The sequence below is a fragment of the Brumicola blandensis genome (genome assembly GCF_031846165.1).
Classification (GTDB): Bacteria; Pseudomonadota; Gammaproteobacteria; order Enterobacterales; family Alteromonadaceae; genus Glaciecola; species Glaciecola blandensis.
The window spans coordinates 558,737-578,908 of sequence record NZ_JAVRIE010000002.1; the positions used below are offsets into that span (position 1 = coordinate 558,737).

The 20,172-nt window shown below is 43.9% G+C and carries 15 protein-coding genes; 12 read left to right on the forward strand and 3 right to left on the reverse strand.

Features of this window, described 5'->3' with window-relative positions:
- Nucleotides 1-627 precede the first annotated feature (627 nt).
- The 5 genes from RM544_RS07700 (at nucleotide 628) to RM544_RS07720 (ending at nucleotide 8,898) form a co-directional block, all read left to right on the forward strand.
- Entirely contained in the window at nucleotides 628-2,490 is a 1,863-nt protein-coding gene (locus tag RM544_RS07700; protein ID WP_311361180.1) for a sodium:solute symporter family protein, read from the forward strand.
- The gene (locus tag RM544_RS07705; RefSeq protein WP_311361181.1) at nucleotides 2,487-4,943 is read left to right on the forward strand and encodes a glycoside hydrolase family 94 protein; all 2,457 of its coding nucleotides are present in this window, start codon (nucleotides 2,487-2,489) and stop codon (nucleotides 4,941-4,943) included. Before RM544_RS07700 ends, RM544_RS07705 begins: the two co-directional genes overlap by 4 nt.
- Before the next feature lie 12 nt (nucleotides 4,944-4,955).
- Nucleotides 4,956-6,044 carry a glycoside hydrolase family 5 protein gene (locus RM544_RS07710; RefSeq protein WP_311361182.1) on the forward strand — a complete coding sequence of 363 codons (1,089 nt, stop codon included), beginning with the start codon at nucleotides 4,956-4,958 and terminating at the stop codon, nucleotides 6,042-6,044.
- A 699-nt stretch (nucleotides 6,045-6,743) separates the two neighbouring features.
- Nucleotides 6,744-7,910, forward strand: coding sequence for a hydroxymethylglutaryl-CoA reductase (locus tag RM544_RS07715; RefSeq protein ID WP_311361183.1), 1,167 nt, complete (start codon nucleotides 6,744-6,746; stop codon nucleotides 7,908-7,910).
- 43 nt (nucleotides 7,911-7,953) lie between these two features.
- Entirely contained in the window at nucleotides 7,954-8,898 is a 945-nt protein-coding gene (locus RM544_RS07720; RefSeq protein ID WP_311361184.1) for an alpha/beta fold hydrolase, read from the forward strand.
- A gap of 81 nt (nucleotides 8,899-8,979) precedes the next feature.
- Here the strand turns inward: RM544_RS07720 and RM544_RS07725 are convergent, their stop codons facing one another.
- Nucleotides 8,980-9,996 (reverse strand): LacI family DNA-binding transcriptional regulator, encoded by a 1,017-nt coding sequence (locus RM544_RS07725; RefSeq protein WP_311361185.1) that lies wholly within the window; start codon nucleotides 9,994-9,996, stop codon nucleotides 8,980-8,982.
- Between the two features lie 348 nt (nucleotides 9,997-10,344).
- On the opposite strand from RM544_RS07725, the gene RM544_RS07730 reads away from it, so the two are divergent.
- Both RM544_RS07730 and RM544_RS07735 read left to right on the forward strand, forming a co-directional pair.
- Entirely contained in the window at nucleotides 10,345-11,619 is a 1,275-nt protein-coding gene (locus RM544_RS07730; RefSeq protein ID WP_349254655.1) for a sugar MFS transporter, read from the forward strand.
- Nucleotides 11,620-11,827: 208 nt separating this feature from the next.
- Nucleotides 11,828-13,474, forward strand: a complete 1,647-nt coding sequence (locus RM544_RS07735; RefSeq protein WP_311361186.1) for an FMN-binding glutamate synthase family protein — start codon at nucleotides 11,828-11,830, stop codon at nucleotides 13,472-13,474.
- A gap of 6 nt (nucleotides 13,475-13,480) precedes the next feature.
- Here the strand turns inward: RM544_RS07735 and RM544_RS07740 are convergent, their stop codons facing one another.
- Together RM544_RS07740 and mutH are read right to left on the reverse strand one after the other, a co-directional pair.
- Nucleotides 13,481-13,726 (reverse strand): YfhL family 4Fe-4S dicluster ferredoxin, encoded by a 246-nt coding sequence (locus RM544_RS07740; protein ID WP_311361187.1) that lies wholly within the window; start codon nucleotides 13,724-13,726, stop codon nucleotides 13,481-13,483.
- A 112-nt stretch (nucleotides 13,727-13,838) separates the two neighbouring features.
- On the reverse strand, nucleotides 13,839-14,519 hold the full coding sequence (gene mutH / locus RM544_RS07745) for a DNA mismatch repair endonuclease MutH (protein ID WP_311361188.1): 681 nt from the start codon (nucleotides 14,517-14,519) through the stop codon (nucleotides 13,839-13,841).
- 106 nt (nucleotides 14,520-14,625) lie between these two features.
- Here mutH and rppH point away from each other — a divergent pair, with 106 nt between their 5' ends.
- The 5 genes from rppH to RM544_RS07770 all read left to right on the forward strand — a co-directional run bounded on the left by rppH (nucleotide 14,626) and on the right by RM544_RS07770 (nucleotide 20,024).
- Nucleotides 14,626-15,162: an RNA pyrophosphohydrolase gene (gene rppH, locus RM544_RS07750; RefSeq protein ID WP_311361189.1), complete on the forward strand. Its 537-nt coding sequence runs from the start codon at nucleotides 14,626-14,628 to the stop codon at nucleotides 15,160-15,162.
- Nucleotides 15,163-15,227: 65 nt separating this feature from the next.
- The gene (gene ptsP, locus RM544_RS07755) at nucleotides 15,228-17,516 is read left to right on the forward strand and encodes a phosphoenolpyruvate--protein phosphotransferase (protein WP_311361190.1); all 2,289 of its coding nucleotides are present in this window, start codon (nucleotides 15,228-15,230) and stop codon (nucleotides 17,514-17,516) included.
- Nucleotides 17,517-17,553: 37 nt separating this feature from the next.
- Complete coding sequence (locus tag RM544_RS07760; RefSeq protein ID WP_311361191.1) at nucleotides 17,554-18,360, forward strand: sulfite exporter TauE/SafE family protein; 807 nt, start codon at nucleotides 17,554-17,556, stop codon at nucleotides 18,358-18,360.
- Between the two features lie 3 nt (nucleotides 18,361-18,363).
- Nucleotides 18,364-19,173: a prolipoprotein diacylglyceryl transferase gene (gene lgt, locus RM544_RS07765; RefSeq protein WP_311361192.1), complete on the forward strand. Its 810-nt coding sequence runs from the start codon at nucleotides 18,364-18,366 to the stop codon at nucleotides 19,171-19,173.
- On the forward strand, nucleotides 19,173-20,024 hold the full coding sequence (locus RM544_RS07770; RefSeq protein ID WP_311361193.1) for a thymidylate synthase: 852 nt from the start codon (nucleotides 19,173-19,175) through the stop codon (nucleotides 20,022-20,024). The genes lgt and RM544_RS07770 overlap by 1 nt, the downstream gene beginning before the upstream one ends.
- Nucleotides 20,025-20,172 lie beyond the last annotated feature (148 nt).

Sequence of the window (20,172 nt, forward strand, 5' to 3'; positions counted from 1 at the left end):
ATTCAAATCTAATCAGTTGTGTGTCCAAACTTGAAATTATTGCTCGAAATGTCATGTAATCGTTTTCATTTGCATCTAAAAAAAAGCGCAATCTGTTTGTTATGTTGGAGAAAACGACTGTAAACACATGTTAAAAATTCCAACATGTTCGTAACATAATGTCGTTTTGTGAAATTGTCAACAGTTTGTTAATGAGTTATGTAAGCGCTTTCTTTTTGCTGTTTAAGTGTTGTATACTCCGGTTTACAGTTTGCTTATTTCATTCTCAAGTCATGTGATATATGGCGTTGATAATAATGTCGATATTCGAAGTGCTTGAAACTAATAGAGAAAATAAATCCTATTTAGTGATGTAAAAGTAAACAAATTGTTATTTTTGAATTGTAAACGATTACATAATCATTTATCGTTTGCTCAGCATTACTAATGTTGATTTAACTTATTAATGAAAAAACATAAGCTGGATACGAAAAAAAGAATAAAAAACAATAGGCTTGCGAGTAAACCTGTAGCTAGGTAATTAATATTTTATCCGTTTTTTGTTCATTGATCCGCCAGCTTGTCGTCAATATCGAATCATCACAATTGGCGAATGACTATAGTTTTCTGTGAAAGTAGTGAAAATGAATGAAAATTTCGATTATTGATATCTCTATCGTTCTAGCTTACCTCATTGCGATTGTCGCAATTGGTTTTGTTTTGAAAAAGCGGGCTTCAAAGGACATGCAGGCCTATTACCAAGGGGGTAAGAAACTTCCTTGGTATATGTTGGGCTTATCCAATGCCAGTGGCATGTTTGATATATCTGGGACGATGTGGTTAGTCACACTTTGTTTCGTCTACGGTATGAAAAGCATTTGGATCCCGTGGTTGTGGCCAGTATTTAACCAAGTCTTTTTGATGGTCTATTTGTCTTTATGGCTGCGTCGCTCTAACGTATTAACTGGTGCGGAATGGATGAGAACACGCTTTGGCGATGGACAGGGCGGCAAGTTAGCTCATTTAGTCGTGGTGCTTTTCGCGATCATTGGGGTACTCGGCTTTCTTGCTTATGGGTTTGTAGGTATTGGTAAATTTATCGAAATATTTGTTCCATGGGAATCCGTTTCTCCTTTCTTACCATTTGAACTAGCCGCCCAGAATGTGCCTTATTTCTACGGCATTCTATTCACCTCGATTGCGACTTTATATGTCATGTTAGGTGGCATGATGAGTATTGTGTGGGCCGATGTTTTGCAGTTCACCATCATGACCTTCGCAGCACTCGCTATTGGCATTATTGCCATGGTGCAAATTACGCCAGAAATGTTACAAGCTGCGGTACCAGAGGGGTGGGCCAATCCATTCTTTGGTTGGACGCTTGATGTCGATTGGTCAGGCAAGATCGACGAAGTTAACGACAAAATCCTGTCAGATGGCTACTCGTTGTTCAGCATCTTCGTCATGATGATGGTTTTCAAGGGCGTACTGGTGAGCGCTGCCGGACCCGCACCGAACTATGACATGCAGAAGATCTTAGCGACAAAGTCTCCTCGTGAAGGCGCCTTAATGAGTGGTTTTGTATCTATAGTATTGATGCCAATTCGCTACTTCATGATTGCCGGGTTCACTGTATTAGCCATTGTGTTTTACGATCAGCTTGACCTGATTTCTGGTGGCAAACTCGATTTTGAGAATATTCTGCCCAGCGCTATTTTAGAATTCGCACCGGTTGGCATTATGGGAATTCTACTGGCTGGGCTCATCGCTGCTTTTATGTCGACGTTCGCCTCGACTGTGAATGCTGCACCGGCTTATCTCGTGAATGACATTTATCTACGTTATATCAATCCTAGCGCTTCAAATAAAACCTTAATAAGAGCTAGCTATATTGTGTCGGTATCTGTTGTTCTTATCAGCACCGTCATTGGCTTGTATGTGCAAAGTATCAATAGCGTTTTGCAGTGGTTAGTATCCGGTCTTTGGGGTGGCTACGTTATTTCTAATGTCTTGAAATGGTATTGGTGGCGTCTAAATGGACAGGGCTATTTCTACGGTATGTTGTCAGGCATTGTTGGTGCATTATTGTTCCCGCCCATTTTCAAAAGTATTTTCCCAGATGTTGCTGGTGATATCGTACCGCTAACCGTATTCCCATTAATTTTAATTACTTCTGGCATTATCTGTGTAGTCACCAGTTTGTACACGCAAGAGGATGACAGAGAGGTACTCAAACGCTTTTACAGAACGGTCAATCCTTGGGGCTTCTGGGGGCCGGTAAAAGCTGATGTCTTAAGAGACGATCCAAATTTCAAACCCAACCCGCACTTTAAACGAGATATGCAAAACATCGTTGTAGGTGTAATAACGCAAACATGCTTAGTCGCACTGCCTATTTTCATTGTCATTAAAGAATGGCAATCGATGGCGACGACAATGGCTATCCTGTTGATTAGTGCCTTAGTTTTGAAGAAGAACTGGTACGATAAACTAAGAACTGATGCATTATGAGTATAAAAAACAAAAGCTATGGGCACTTTGACGATGCCAACTATGAATACGTTATCACGAGTCCTTTTACACCCACACCGTGGATCAACTACTTAGGCAATGATGGCTTTCATGGTTTGATTTCCAATACTGCGGGTGGGTATTGCTTCTATCGCGATCCGAAGTTTCGCCGTTTAACGCGCTATCGTTACAATAATGTGCCAGTCGATACAGGTGGTCGGTACTATTACTTAAAAACGGATGACGACATGTGGTCTGCCTCAGGCCGTCCAGTTGAAACTGAATTAGATAGCTTTGAATGCCGCCATGGCATGGGCTACAGTCGCTTTCTATCGAGAAAAGGCGGCATTAGTTCCGAGCTTACTTGCTTTGTGCCTTTAGGTGAAACGGCAGAAGTACATAAATTGACTGTCACTAATGAAGGGACTTCAAGCAAGGAGTTAAGCTTGTTCTCTTATCTTGAGTGGTGTTTGTGGAATGCTGAGGATGATGGCGCGAATTTTCAGCGTAACCTATCTACAGGCGAAGTTGAGGTGGAAGGGAGCACTTTGTTTCATAAGACAGAGTACCGTGAACGTCGAAACCACTATTCATTCTTCCACGTTAACCAGTCAATCACTGGCTACGATACTGATCGTGAATCATTTTTAGGGCCTTATCGCGGTGTGCACAAACCCTTAGCGGTTACCAATGGGCAGTCTACAAACTCGGTAGCGCATGGGTGGTCACCTATTGCTAGCCACCACATCAATATGAAGCTGGCTCCGGGTGAAACACGTGAACTGATGTTTGTTCTCGGTTATGTCGAAGTTGCACCAGCGGAGAAGTGGGAATCAAAGGGGATTATTAATAAACAGCCAGCGCAGGCATTGATAGCCAAGTTTGATACTACTGAAAAAGTGAATTCTGCACTGGATGAGCTACATACCTATTGGCATACCTTGCTAAACAAGTGCCATGTTTCAACGCCTGATGACCGTTTCAACAGGGCTTTAAATATCTGGAATCAATACCAGAACATGGTCACTTTTAATCTGTCCCGTAGTGCCTCCTTTTATGAGTCAGGCATTGGTCGAGGAATGGGTTTTAGAGATTCTAATCAAGACACTATCGGCTTTGCACATATGGTGCCTGAAAAGGTTAGAGAGAGGATTTTAGACTTATCTGCGACACAAAAAGCGGATGGTTCGGCTTATCACCAATATCAACCTCTAACGAAAAAAGGCAACAGCGCTATTGGTGGCAACTTCAATGATGATCCCATGTGGATGGTATTCTCGACATGCAACTACATTAAAGAAACGGGCGACTTTAGCATCCTTGATGAGCAAGTTCCTTTTGACAATGACGATACAACGAAAGCCCCACATTTTGAGCATCTAAAACGAGCATTTGATCATGTCATCAATAATTTAGGGCCACACAAGCTGCCTTTGATAGGGCGTGCTGATTGGAACGATTGTCTTAATCTAAATTGCTTTTCTACTGACCCAAATGAGTCTTTTCAAACGACGCAACGTGGTAAATCCGATATCGCTGAGTCACTCATGATAGCTGGTCAATTTGTCGCTTACGGGCAAGAGTTTATTGCCCTGTGTAAGCAGCTAAATAAAGATGAATTGGCCGCTGATTGCCAGTTGCATGTCGACGCTATGATTCAAGCAGTAAATGAACATGGCTGGGATGGCGATTGGTTCCTAAGAGCATACAATGCCTTAGGAGATAAAGTGGGGAGCCATGAGAATGAGGAAGGTAAAATATTTATAGAGTCCCAAGGTTTCTGTGTGATGGCGGGAATTGGCTTGGACGATGGAAAAGCCGCCAAAGCATTGCGCTCTGTAGAGAAGCACTTGGCAACAGAGCATGGCGTGATGCTGCAACAGCCAGCTTATTCAGAATATGATAAATACTTGGGTGAAATTAGCTCTTATCCACCTGGCTACAAAGAAAACGCGGGGATCTTCTGTCACAATAATCCTTGGATTGTGATTGCTGAAGCGATGTTGGGCAATGGTGATAAAAGTTACGACTATTTTACACGTATAACGCCGTCGTTTTTGCAAGACATACAAGATCTGCGTAAGAGCGAGCCATATGTTTACAGTCAAATGGTTGCTGGGCGAGATGCGGCAACGCCAGGGCAAGCAAAGAACTCTTGGTTAACCGGTACTGCAGCGTGGTGCTATTACGCTGCTTCACACTATATTTTGGGTATTCAGCCAGACTACGATGGATTGTCGTTGTCACCTTGTTTACCGAAATCATGGCCAGAAGTGAAGATTCACCGAGAATACCGTGGTGCGCAGTATGATATTACCCTGAGCAATCCAAAAGGATTGTCTACAGGTATTTACAAACTAACTGTGGACGGTGAAGTGCAAATTGGTAACACGATTAACTTTGAGCGATTCAATGCTTCGCATAAAGTTGAATTGACCTTGGAAAAAGCATAGAGGAAATAAAAAATGAAGAATATAAAAGAGTCTAGTAAACGCTTTTTCACTATTACCTTCGCTTTTTTATTGATGGCGGGAAACGTCTCTGCCGGTCAGAAAGATTGGTGGAATATTCCTTACCCAGCTGGTTTTGACGCCAGCCAGCTAAAACCTCAATCCTTCATTAAGGTCAAAGGAAATAAACTAGTGGATGACAAGGGCGATGCTTTTTTGTTTAAAGGAATGAATATCGCTTCACCCGACAAACTAGTGCATCAATCTCAATGGAAGAAGTCACTGTTCAAAGAACTGAAAGATTGGGGTGTGAATGTTATTCGTTTACCTATACACCCAATAGGATGGAGAGCTACAGGTGAAAGTGAGTACCTACAACTAATTGACCAAGCAGTAGTGTGGGCGAATGCATACGATATTTATTTGATCATAGATTGGCACTCAATCGGTTACCTACCCGACGGCCTTTTTCAGCATCCGATGTATGTCACGACAGAGCAGGAAACGATGCAATTTTGGCAAACTATTGCGAAGCGTTACACCAATATTCCGACCGTTGCCGTTTATGAAATTTTTAACGAACCAACTGATATTGGTGGCAAAGCAGGTAAAGCAGATTGGATGGAATGGAAAGCCTTCAATGAAAAAGTGATTGATGTGATTTATGCACATGATCGTAATGTCATTCCATTGGTTGCAGGTTTCAATTGGGCCTATGACTTAAGACCAGTACTTGATAATCCTATTGCACGCCCCGGAGTTGCTTATGCTTCGCATCCATATCCGCAGAAGGAAAGCCCCAGTGTAGCCAACAAAGAAAACTTTTTTAGGCTGTGGGATGACGCGTGGGGTAAGGTTGCGGCGACATATCCGATTATTGTCACTGAGTTGGGCTGGGTAAGAAAGGATGGTGTAGGCGCCCATATTCCAGTCATTAATGATGGTAGTTATGGGCCCATGATCATTGAGTTCATGGACCAACGCAATATCTCCTGGGTAGCATGGGTATTTGACCCGGAATGGTCACCTACGATGATTCATGACTGGGACTTTACTCCTACTGAACAAGGCGAATTTTTCAAAAAGGTATTGCAATCGCAGTAGCAAACCTACTCGTCATTCCCTCGAAGGAGGGAACCCTGCTCGTCATTCCCTCGTAGGAGGGGAACCCACTCGTCATTCCCTCGCAGGAGGGAACTACTCGTCATTCCCTCGTAGGAGGGAACCTAGATTGCTGCCTTCGCAGCAATGACAGGGGGAGGAACCTACTCGTCATTCCCTCGTAGGAGGGAACCTAGATTGCTGCCTTCGCAGCAATGACAGGGGAGGGGAACCCACTCGTCATTCCCTCGCAGGAGGGAACCTAGATTGCTGCCTTCGCAGCAATGACAGGGGAGGGGAACCCACTCGTCATTCCCTCGCAGGAGGGAACCTAGATTGCTGCCTTCGCAGCAATGACAGGGGGAGGAACCTACTCGTCATTCCCTTGTAGGAGGGAACCTAGATTGCTGCCTTCGCAGCAATGACAGGGGAGGGGAACCCACTCGTCATTCCCTCGCAGGAGGGAACCTAGATTGCTGCCTTCGCAGCAATGACGGTTGATGCAGCAGTGAAGTCTTAAAATACACGATGTTTCCCTCCCGAAACCAAGGTCAGCAGAATAGACTATCTATAAATAAAACAAATAGTTCATACATAGACTTAACATCATCTTGTTAATAGTATGTGTGTAATTTGTAAATTCCGTGTTTTGGCTAGCGTGTACAACATCGTCGAATCACGCTAAAAGTAGAGTTTCCCCTCATGAATAACCGTATCCCAAGAGACAGTGACAACGACTATACCGCAGACATGGCGAAAGCGCGTCGAGACTACTTGTTTGAAAAAACAGGTACGTCGACCGAACACATAGGGCAATATTCTTTCGATCCCCAATGTACAGCCGGCAATATCGAAAACTTTATTGGTGTTGCGCAAGTACCAATAGGCTTAGCTGGTCCCTTGTTTGTCAACGGCGAGCATGCACAGGGAGAGTTTTTCGTGCCAATGGCAACAAGTGAGGGCACTCTTGTTGCTAGTTATAATAGAGGAATGCGTTTATTGCGCGCTGCTGGTGGCGCAAAGGTCACTGTCGTCGATGATGCGATGCAGCGAGCGCCAGTCTTTATTTTTAACGATGCACGAGAAGCACGAGACTTCGGTGTATGGATAGAGGAAAACGTTGAAGCAATAAAAAGTGTTGCTGAATCGACGACAAAATCTGGCAAGCTTCGAAATATTGAACAATACGCTGCGGGACGAATGCGGTATTTGCGTTTTAACTTCACTACGGGTGATGCGGCGGGTCAAAATATGGTAGGAAAAGCCACTTATGTTGCCTGTGAATGGATAAAAAAGCAGTATGCCGGAATTGACCGCTACATGCTGTCGGGTGCAATGGACACGGACAAAAAACATTCGCAACTCAATACGCTGAACACACGCGGCAAGAGAGTTATTGCTGAAGCCGTTCTGCCCAGTGAACTTATTCAAGAAATCATGGGTGTGTCGGCTATGACATTGTACAAAGCTAGGGCAATTACGCAGGTTGGAAACTTTATGGCGGGCTCGGTAAATACTGGCGCCCATTCTGCCAATGGTATTACTGCAACGTTCATCGCAACGGGGCAAGATGTGGCTAATGTTGCAGAGTCTTCAGCGGCAGTAACCTATGCTGATATCGATGACCAAGGAAACTACTATCTATCGATAACAATCCCCTCATTAATCGTCGCGACTTATGGCGGCGGCACTGCCTTACCTACCCAACAAGAATGTTTAAAATTACTGGGTTGCGCTGGCGAAGGTAAGGTTAGAAAGTTAGCCGAAATAATTGGTGCTACCGTGCTAGCCGGTGAGTTATCGCTGATGAGTGCAGTGCTTGCGGGCGATTGGGTCAGTAGCCATGATAGTTTAGGTAGAAACCGCTAGGGCAGAATGTCAAATTTTAACTGGATGAACAAGGAATAGACCAATGTGGCGTGCTCTAAAAGGTGTTTTGCTTTTCTTAATAGTCCTAGTTTGTGGCTTTGGGATTTATGTTTATCTGCATAAAGAGCCAGATCGGCCTCTTGCAGACTTGACTGAGCGCTGGGCTCAGCCGCCATCTACATTCATTGAGCTGGCAGGCATGCTAGTGCATTTGCGCGATGAAGGGCCTCGAAATGACAAAGCCCCAATTATATTGATTCATGGTACCAGCGCATCACTGCACACATGGGATGGGTGGGCACAAGTGCTTTCTCAGGATAGGCGCGTTATTCGTTTTGATTTGCCCGCTTTTGGCTTAACAGGACCTGAGCCAAACAACAATTATACGATTGAACGATATGCTGAATTTGTCGTGACAGTCATGGATCATTTAGGTGTAGATAACGCGATTTTAGCGGGTAACTCTTTGGGCGGATATATTGCGTGGTCAACAGCCGTCCTGCATCCTTCGCGTGTTCATCAGTTGGTGCTGGTGGACGCGAGTGGTTATCCTTATGAGTCAGAGTCGGTGCCAATTGCCTTTAAGATTTCTCAACACCCAATCGCCAGTGTGTTACTAAAAGATTTCATCCCTAAGGCATTAGTCGAAAATAGCGTAAAGAATGTTTATGGTAATCCTGATCTCGTGAGCCAAGAGTTGGTCGAGCGGTATTATCAGCTGTCATTACGAGAGGGCAATAGAAGTGCACTTAGTGAGCGATTCAAACAAACAAAGCCAGGGGCTTTAGCGGCCAGTATTCCAGACATAAAGGTTCCGACACTTATTTTGTGGGGAGCCAAGGACAAGCTTATCCCATTGAAACAGGGAGAGCGCTTTAATCAAGAGATACTAGGCAGTCAGTTGATTGTGTTTGATGGGCTAGGGCATGTACCCCATGAAGAAGATCCGCAAGCCACGGTTGACGCAGTGCTGAGCTTTTTGGATTGAAAATCTACTCGTCATTCCCTCGTAGGAGTGAACCTAGATTGCTGCCTTCGCAGCAATGACAGGAGCGCTTAACTTCTATCTTTAGCGTGGCACGGGCCCAGTGCTTTGACGCACAACTAACTCAAAGGGAAGCTTAATCACTTTTTGTTCTGGCCGATTTCCTTTCAATTGCTCAACCAATAGTTGCATGCAATTTCTACCAATATCTTCGAGGGGCTGACGGATTGTTGTGAGCTTAGGGTACATTAGTTCAGCATACGAAATATCATCAAAGCCAATCACAGAGATATCCTCTGGAATGCGGTAATCATATTCGCGCAAAGCATTCATGGCGCCAATCGCCATATCGTCACTGAAGCAAAAAACGGCTGTAGGACGATGCCTTAATCTAAGCAGTTTCTCCATTGCTTCAATACCAGAAACGGTGCGGTAGTCGCCACGAATTATCAAGTTTTTATTGATTTCAATATTGGCTTCAGTTAACGCTTGCTTGTAACCAGCGAGTCTTTCTAATGTGCTCGGCGTATCTTTCGGTCCCATAACGGCAGCAATACAGGTATGGCCTAAATCAAGAAGGTGTTGAACGGCTGCTCGACCACCCGCTTTATTGTCGATAAGCACCTTGTAAATATCTTCATTATCGATCTCTTCACATGAGTTTACTAAAGGCGGTAACTGCTCTGTGACTGGTTTATTTTCTTGCAAAGTAAAAGGGAGGTTGGGAGTAAAGATCAAAATACCATCGGCTTGACCCGAGGAGACCATGTCGGCGTAGTGTTGTTCGCGCTCCTCTTGATTTTGTGTATCTCCAAGTAAAACGGAATAACCTGCTTTATGCGCTTCGCTCTCGATGGCACGAATAATACCAGCATTCACTTGATTGGTGATGTCGGGCATAACCACCACCACATTCCCGCTTTTTTGGGTGCGCAAGCTAGCGCCGAATCGATTCGGTTTATAACCCGTTTCCTTGACAGCTTTGAGCACGCGGGTGCGAGTATCCTTACTTACTAATTCTGGATTTCTTAGGGTACGACTGACGGTAGCAGACGAGACTCCAGAACGAGCAGCGATATCTTTGATTCCGACTTTTGACACAGCGATCTCTCTTTTAGCTATGGATTTACTTTTGAAATCTCTTGTTTTTATTTCATGAAACGGGTGAAAACAGCAAATTATTTGCAATCGTTTACATGAGTTAAATTGCTATGCTTCATAGAATAGCACTGTATGGCTGATATTGCGCCAGAAAATGTGAAAAAAATGATCAATTTATTTGCATTTATTAACAAGTATGGGTTATTTTAATGAAAACGTTTACATTTTTATTCGTTGCCACTTAAGTTGAGCTGTAAAAGCCATTAAAATCAATGTGATGGATGAAATTATAATAAGAGTGATGTAACAGCACCGTGCAACTTTGCACATTGCATGTAGAGGAAAGTAATGGACACAACTAACAACACAGCAGGTGAATTAGGTCAGCAACCTAGTTATCGACTACCACTAGCAATATTAACGATTCTCTTTTTTATGTGGGGGTTTATTACTAGTCTAAATGACATCTTGATTCCGCACTTAAAAGCCTTATTTGATCTTACCTATTTTAAAGCGATGGCGGTTAACTCAGCGTTCTTTGGTGCTTACGCTTTAGTGTCCTATCCTGCCGGCATGATGGTGAAAAAAACAGGTTATCAAAAGGGCCTAGTGATTGGTTTGATTATCGCATCTCTGGGTTGTGTTGGTTTTGCTATGGCCGCTGACGTGCATCAGTATTGGGTGTTTCTCTTAGCTTTATTCGTGTTGGCTTCGGGGATCACCATATTGCAGGTCTCGGCCAACCCATTTGTTTCTCACTTGGGGCCAGAGAAAACAGCCTCAAGTCGATTAACCTTAACCCAAGCATTTAACAGTTTAGGCACCACATTAGCTCCCGCTTTTGGTTCCGTTTTTATACTGTCAGTGGCTGTGTTGAGCGCTGAACAGCTGGCAGCCTTAGCGCCAGAGCAACTAAATCAATACTATCTGGATCAAGCCTCATCCGTTAAGTTTCCGTATTATTTGTTAGCCACGGTATTATTTTCTTTAGCGATCATCTTTGCGTTTATTAAACTACCAAATTTAAAACAAGATGAAGAAACTAGCATTGCAGACAATGACTCCGTTTTCAAACATCGACACCTTGTATTGGGTGTACTTGCAATATTTATGTATGTGGGTGGTGAAGTGGCGATAGGAAGCTTGCTCGTCAATTTTTTCAAAGAGCCTAACATTGCCGGCATGACAGAAAAAGTGGGTGCTGCCTACGTTACTTACTATTGGGGCGGTGCGATGATTGGTCGTTTCATTGGTGCTTATCTTATGTTGAAGGTGGCAGCAAACAAAGTGCTCACTTTCAATGCTTTAATGGTCATTGTGCTAATAGTCATTGCGATTGTTGCGGATGGAAAACTGGCCATGTGGTCAATCTTGGGTGTGGGTTTCTTTAACTCCATCATGTTCCCAACTATTTTTAGTTTGGCGATTCATAAACTTGGCGCTTTGAGCAGTCGTGGTTCGGGTTTCCTCTGTGTCGCCATTGTGGGTGGCGCATTGATTCCACCCCTACAAGGAATAGTAGCTGACACTATCGGTATTCAATTGTCGTTCATTGTGCCTATTTTTTGCTACGTTTATATCGCATATTATGGCTTCAAGGGCTACAAGCCAAAAGAGTCTTAGTACTATTTTTTCCTGCCAATACCTCTTTTAATCCCGAGGTAAGCTTGCTAATACGTCTTTATTCTTTGATAAAGGCGTTTTTTTGTTTAAGCTGAACGTAAATGAGAGCTATCCCTTTCTAATAAAGACAAGTGCCCATTAGCTGAAGTAACGGACCTTTTTATTTCGTGAGAAGCAAATGTCATAGACCTTATTCACAAGGAAATGTATGCGTAACAAGATCTTCAAAATATTAATTTCGATAAATTTATTGGTGCTCGCTCTTGGCTTGCTGTCTTTGAATTTCCTCTGGGTGTTGTTACTCACTGGGTCCTTATTAGCGATTGCCATCTATGATAGTCAGCAAACCAAACATGCTATTTTACGAAACTTTCCATTGATTGGCCGCGCACGTTGGATGATTGAGGATGTGCGTCCTTTTGTTCAGCAATATATTCTTGAAACTGATACCGGTGGCGCGCCCATCTCTAGAATGTTTAGAAATATAGTGTATCAGCGAGCGAAAAATAGTCGCGATACCATTCCTTTTGGTACGCAAGTAGACACTTATAAGACTGGATATGAGTGGATTGGACATTCATTATCTGCCTTTAATATTAGTGAAATAAATAAGGCCCCTCGCATCACAATCGGCAGTAAACACTGCAAACAACCCTATTCCGCCAGTATTCTAAATATATCTGCGATGAGTTTTGGTTCGCTAAGTAAACCCGCTTTATTGGCTTTGAATAAAGGCGCCAAGCTGGGAGGTTTTTATCACAATACTGGTGAAGGCGGTGTCAGTCCTTATCACTTAGAACACAACGCTGATGTCGTATGGCAAATAGGAACAGGTTATTTCGGCTGTCGCAATGACGAGGGTGGTTTTTGCCCTGAGAAATTCGAAAAACAAGCACGTCATCAAAATATAAAAATGATAGAAATCAAACTCTCTCAAGGGGCGAAGCCTGGTCATGGTGGTATTCTACCAGCGAGTAAGAACACACAAGAGATCGCCGATATACGTGGCGTAAGAGTTGGCACTCAAGTTGATTCACCATCCATTCACAGCGCTTTTCAAACGCCGATGCAGTTGATTCAATTTGTCGATACTTTACGTGAGCTCAGCGGCGGCAAACCGATAGGGATTAAATTGGCTTTAGGTCGTCGAAGTGAGTTTGTCGCTATTTGTAAAGCCATGGTAGAACTCAATGTTACGCCTGATTTTGTGACTGTGGATGGCGGCGAAGGCGGCACCGGTGCTGCACCACTAGAGTATTCCAATTCAATTGGCTCCCCTCTAAGAGAAGCGTTGGCGTTTGTTGATGACTGTTTAACCGGTTACGGCGTTCGTGAAGACGTAAAAATTATTGCTTCAGGTAAAATTATTTCGGGCTTCCACTTGGTTAAAAATTTAGCCTTGGGCGCAGACGTTTGTAATAGCGCACGCGGCATGATGCTTGCCCTCGGTTGCGTGCAATCTCTTTCATGCAATACCAATGAATGCCCAACCGGTGTAGCGACACAGGATCCCAGCTTACACAAAGGTTTGGTGCCTGAGAATAAAGCGGTTCGTGTATTCCAGTTTCATAAAAAGACTATCCATGCCACGGTAGACATCATATCGTCAGCAGGCTTGAAGTCGCCGAGTGACCTAAATCGAACGCATATTTTTAGGAGAGTGAATCAACAAGAAGTGAAACGCTATGATGAAATCTTTCCACATATGGTTGTGGGTGGGTTTTTAAAAGACTGTATTCCTGATAATTACGCGATTGATATTGAGGAAGCTGATGCGAACAGCTTTGCGCCTAAACGCACCTTAACTAGCATCAATCAAGAAACGAAATCATTGTGCGAGAATGAGGCGTCGTAAGCCCGTTTAGGCTTGTAGACGCTCAAACTTCTCAGCTAATTGGTCAACCGTTTCTTTGCGTTGCGGATTCACTTCGATGCATTCTATCGGGCAAACCGCAGCGCAGCTAGGTTCATCATAATGACCAACGCATTCGGTGCATTTATCTGCATCGATTTCATAAATTTCGGCACCCATTGCAATTGCATCGTTTGGACACTCTTCGGGGCATAAATCGCAGTTAATGCATTCTTCAGTAATATATAAAGCCATGTCGTTTCTCTCAATGTAGTAGACCTTGGCTACAAAATAGCATTGCTAAGTATAAGCGCAAGTGACACAAGCAGGGTGCTTGATCAAGCTCAATAATTTGTCTTTTTTACTGCTAGAAAGCGCTCTGTAGAATGCCCTGAGTGAAGTTCTTGCGAAGATAGAAGCCGCGAGGGCGAGTTTGGATAGCTTGACCGTCTTCGCCGATAGCTTCAGTGAGAGCGGAGCCATTCGCTGCTTTAGGTCGCAATTGCAGCACGCTGCCAACGGTCGCATCTATGCGCTCTACTTGACCTAAGCTAATCATATCCATTAATTCTTCCCAATCTGTCCGCAAGAGTGTTTCTTCCTCAATACTAGGCTGCCACAATATGGGCGAACCGATGAGACGCTGAGCGGGAGGAATCTCACGTTCACCCTGTACAGGCAGCCAAAGTACCTTTTGGAGTTTGTTGCGCACGTTAGAATTTTGCCAAGTAACACCGGTATTGTGAGTCAAAGGCGCATAGCACACATACGTGGTTTCTAAGGGGAGGTTAGTGTAGGACAAGGGGAGCGTTTTTAGTTCTACCCCCAGTTCTGGAAAGTCTTGTTCCGGCTTCGAACCGGCGCTTGCTCCTAACCAGAGTTCTATTAGCTGTCCTGTCCAGCCTTTTTGTGTTCTAAAGTTCTGCGGTGTGACAATATTTGCGGCGTCGGCTAAGTCACCTAAACTCAGACCTGAAAGCGCATTTGCTCTGCTCATTAGCTCATTAAGGGAAGCGGGTGGTGAACTAGGAGGCGAAGATGAATGCATGGGTTTAGAGAGTTTCCTTGTAATAATTAAAACTAGCGCTTTGCTTAATGCATAGTTTATGGAAGAATGAAGTTATATGAAAGAATAAAAGCGCTGGGTAATCTAAGTGATTGATGCCGAAGGATTCCGCGCGAATGTTGGCATAATTATATGTAACAAGCTAGGTCAAGTCTTCTGGGCTCGACGTTATGGCCAGCATTCATGGCAATTCCCACAAGGCGGGATTGACCAAGGGGAAACTGCCGAACAGGCAATGTATAGGGAACTCCACGAAGAAGTGGGTCTACTTGAAAAAGACGTGAGCATAGTTGGCGTATCTCGCAACTGGCTTCGTTACAAATTGCCGAAACGCCTTGTAAGAAAGGGCTCAAGCCCTGTATGTATTGGTCAGAAACAGAAATGGTTTTTGCTCACCTTAAAGTGTGAGGAAAAAGACGTTAACCTGTTGCAGTCAGGCCATCCAGAATTTGATGATTGGCGCTGGGTGAGTTACTGGTATCCAATTCGAAATGTGGTTTCTTTTAAACGTGATGTATACCGTAAGGTCATGAAAGAATTTTCACCTTTGGTCTTACCCGCTCAAAAACCAACGAATAATAATCACCGAAAAAACAAACGTCGTCGTTCACGACCGCAAGCATAAGTCGGGCTCTGGGAAAGCTGAATGCTTGCATTATTTGTTTCGTTAACTGCAATGGAGCTTAATGCATGCTAACAACTCTGAAAAGAATTGTTCAAGAAGTTAACCAGATACCGGGGCTTGAGCCTGCGTTAGCGCGTTTAGCCACCTTAGTGAAAGAGACCATGAAAGTGGACTCTTGCGCTATCTATCTGGCTGACTACAAAAATCAAGTGCATGTACTCAAAGCAACCGACGGCCTCGAACGCTCGGCGGTAAATAAAGTCAAAATTGGTTTCAGTGAAGGTTTGATTGGCTTAGTCGGTCAGCGTGAAGAACCTCTTAATATTGAAAATGCGCCATTACATCCTCGCTTCAAACATTTCCCAGAAGTCAACGAAGACAGTTTATTCGCTTTTATTGGCACACCTATAATTCACCAGCGTAAAGTGCTGGGTGTGATTTCTATGCAGCAGAAGTCGATTCGACGTTTTAGTGAAGACGAAGAGGCTTTCTTAGTCACACTCGCCACACAGATCGGATTGGAAATTGCTAACGCTGAAATGTTGGGTGTGCTCGATGTGAGCATTGACAATTCAGCCAACGATCAGAAAAGTATTAACGGTGTACCGGGTTCTCCAGGTCTCGCGATTGGTAATGCGGTTGTGTTAAATATGAAGCATGAGTTAAGTCAGCTCGTGCTTCGTAAAACTAGCGACCAAGCAGGGCAGGTAGAAGCGTATCGAAAAGCAGTAGAAATAACGCGAGGGCAGGTTGCGTCTCTTTCCGATAACTTGGGCAGCACCTTACCCGAAGATGTGAAAGCAATTTTTCAGCTTTATCACCAGCTCTTGGATGCCAACAGTTTGGGTCGAGAAGTCGAACAAAAAATACGCGAAAATTGGGACGCTGCCTCTTCCTTAAAACTGGTTGTAGAAGCTTATGCTACAAAGTTCGCGAGCATGGAAGATCCCTACATGCAAGAGCGTGCCGTGGATATCGTCGACTTGTCGAATCGAATATTACACAACATTATGGACGCAAATTCATCTCCACTAAAAGACCCGGCGAAAATGCCTGAGTCAGCTATTCTTGTGGCGAAAGAAGTCAGTGCGCCGATGCTCGCCGAATTTCCAGCCAAACAATTGAAAGCCATTGTGTCTATACAGGGTTCAAATAACTCTCATGCGGCCATACTGGCGAGAGCGATGGGCGTACCAGCGGTAATGGGTTTAGGCCAAGTGCCTTTGAACTTCCTCAATCATAAAGAATTGTTTGTGGATGGCTATTCAGGGCAAGTTGTTGTGTCACCCGAGGCGCTGGCTCGTGAAGAATTTTTACAACTCATTGCTGAAGAAGAAACACTGTCTCAAAAGATCGCCAGCCAAGCTGAAGCGCCTTCTACCACCCAAGATGGCTGCGATATGACCTTGTTGGTGAATGCTGGTTTGTCTGCTGATTTGGAAATGGATAATAACAAAGAGGGAGCGGGTGTTGGTTTATACCGCACTGAAATCCCGTTTATGTTGCGAGAACGTTTCCCCTCTGAACAAGAACAATATGAGCTGTATCGCGCGATGTTAAATGCGCATCCTGAAAAAGAGATGACCATGCGTACCTTGGACGTGGGTGGTGATAAGCCCTTATCCTATTTCCCTATTAACGAAGAGAACCCATTTCTTGGCTGGCGTGGTATTAGGTTAACCTTAGATCATCCTGATATTTTTTTGGTGCAAGTGAGAGCGATGTTGCGGGCGAGTATCGGCTTGCACAATCTGCATATTTTGTTGCCCATGATTTCCACCTTAAATGAAATTGATGATGCCAAACGACTCATTAAGCAAGCCTTTCATGAAGTGAAAGAAGAGGCTGTGCAGGCTAATCAAGAGCTTTTCAAACCAGCCATTGGCGTCATGCTTGAAGTGCCTGCTGTGATTTTTCAGTTGGAACAAATTGCCGAGAAGGTCGACTTTTTCTCTGTCGGTACAAATGACCTTACGCAATATTTATTGGCGGTAGACCGAAATAATAGCCGTGTTTCTTCTTTGTATTCTAGTTACCACCCGTCAGTTTTACTTGCCTTAAATCATATAATGAAGAGTGCAGAAGTAAGTGGAACACCCATCACAGTGTGTGGGGAACTAGCCGGTGAGCCAACCGGCGCATTAATATTAATGGCAATGGGCTATCGAAAACTGAGTATGAATGCGCATAGCTTACGAAAAATAAATTGGGTCATTCGGAATGTTTCGGTAGCTGAATTAGAAAATCTTCTAGCGGATATTCTCGGCTGTTGCGGCCCTGAAAATGTAAAAGAAATAGTAGATGAATATCTTGAATCCAAGGGCTTGGGAGGCCTAGTTCGAGCTGGTTCGTAATTAGTGATGCCCAACAGGGCTTAGTTGTGGAAAATAAATGGACCCAAATCTCGAAATATTGATGTTGTGTGCTGTTCTCGGTTCGGTAGTAGGGATCTTGGCAGGCTTATTAGGTATAGGCGGTGGTTTAGTCATTGTGCCTGCCTTGGTGTTTTTATTACACTTCTTCTTAGGTCTCGGTGTAGAAGATAGCATGCCTATTGCAATTGCCACCTCGCTTTCAACCGTCATCATGACGGGCATGTCCTCTGCTCGCAGTCATTATAAACTGGGCAATTTAGATCGGCGCATTATCACTTACTGTGGTTTTGGGATCGCGATTGGTGCGACCTTAGGGGCGCACTTTGCAAGTCATATCTCTGGTGTATTATTGCAACGAATATTTGCTGTTTTAGTCATTGTGATTGCTTTACAAATGGTATTTGGTGGACGCAAGGCCTCTAAAAATACTATTGGCAATAAAGGCTTGGGTGGTATTGGCATCGGAAGTGGCTTCATTGCGGCGCTGATGGGAATTGGTGGGGGCGCATTAATAGTGCCTGTGCTTGTTTGGTTTCAAGTCAATATTCGTAAAGCCATCGGCTGTGCGGCGTTCAGTGGTATCATCATTGCTGTGTTTGGCACGCTGAACTTCATTTATACCGGCTGGGAGAAGCCTTACTTACCCGAATTTTCGTTGGGGTACGTTTACTTACCAGCCACCTTAGGCATCATTGCTACGTCTATCCTAACAGCGCCAATTGGTGCTAAACTAGGGCAAAAGCTAGACGTTGCCAAATTAAAGAAAGTGTTTGCCGCTTTCTTGGTCTTAGTCAGCATTAGAATGATTATAGGAATTGAGTAATACATGACAACGCCAGCTTCAAATATCCCCCCTCATTTAACGTTTCCCCAAATTGATGAAGTGATTATTCAATTAGGGCCTCTTGCCCTACGTTGGTATGGTTTGATGTATCTTGTTGGCTTTGTCGCCGCTTTTTGGTTAGCCAATCGCAGACTGTCACGTACAGACTGGAGCAAAGATCAACTCAGCGACCTCCTGTTTTGGGGGTTTATGGGCGTAGTACTCGGTGGCCGGGTTGGCTATGTATTGTTCTACAACTTCAGCGTATTTCTTGATAATCCACTGTATTTATTTAAGATTTGGGAAGGAGGGATGTCCTTTCACGGTGGCTGCTTAGGCGTCATTTTTGCCGCGTATTTGTATTCAAGAAAGCGTCAGTGGTCATTTCTTCGTGTTGGCGACTTCATCGCGCCTCTAGTGCCTATCGGTTTAGGGGCCGGCCGCATTGGTAATTTTATTAATGGCGAGTTGTGGGGACGCACAACTGACGTACCGTGGGCTTTTGTTTTTCCGAATGCCGGCGAATATCCTCGCCATGCATCTCAATTATATGAGTTTGCACTTGAAGGTGTTCTTCTCTTTGTCATTTTGTGGTTGTATTCCGCTAAACCGCGCCCAGTGGGTTCAGTAGGTGGTTTGTTTCTAGTGGGTTACGGTAGTTTCCGTTTCTTCGTAGAGTACTTCCGTGAACCGGATGCACATTTAGGCTTATATTCTTTCGGTCTTTCGCAAGGTCAACTACTGTGTATCCCTATGATTGTTGGTGGTCTAGGTCTAATTGCTTATGCTGTAAAAAAGGGTGAGAAAGCGTAATGAGTCAGTATGAAAAGTTGTGCCAACGCATCGTGGATGAAGGCACTTGGTTGAGTAACGAGCGTACCGGTCAGAAATGCTTAACAGTGATTAACGCTGAATTGGAATATGACGTTGAGAATAAGTCATTCCCCTTGGTCACTACAAGAAAAAGTTACTACAAAGCAGCGATCGCAGAGTTACTAGGTTACTTAAGAGGCTATCAAAGCGCTGCAGAGTTTCGTTCTATTGGCTGTAATACGTGGAATGCAAATGCGAATGAAAACCAAGCTTGGCTATCAAACCCTAATCGGCAAGGCGAAGATGATATGGGCCGCGTTTATGGCGTACAGGGTCGTCGCTGGCAAAAACCGGATGGTAGCCATTTAGACCAACTCGCTAAAGTTGTTGATAATCTATCTCAGGGAATTGATGACCGAGGTGAAATCATTACTTTCTATAATCCGGGTGAATTTGATTTAGGTTGTTTGCGTCCTTGCATGCACACACATACATTTTCTTTGCTAAACGATGATTTGTACCTGACGAGTTATCAACGTTCTTGTGATGTCCCATTAGGGCTAAACTTCAATCAAATTCAGGTTTATGTGTTTCTTGCGCTTATCGCACAGATCACAGGTAAGAACCCCAAAAAGGCTTATCATAAAATTGTGAATGCGCATATTTACGAAAATCAGTTTGAACTCATGCGCGACGTACAATTAAAAAGACAGCCCTTTGCTAACCCAAGTTTGAGCCTAAACCCAGACATCAGGTCATTAAAAGACCTTGAAACTTGGGTAACAACTGATGATTTCGTGCTCGAAGGATATGAGCATCATGAAGTAATTGCATACCCATTTTCAGTGTAAGTAAGGTAATCGCGATTTTGCTTATGGGATTTTATACATAGCTTAATGAGAGTTTTGATTATTAAGCCGAATTGTAATAAAGTTTGTGCTCTAAACGACCGATATCTTAATCAACAACGCGTCTTTGTTTGCTGACTTTTCCCACGAA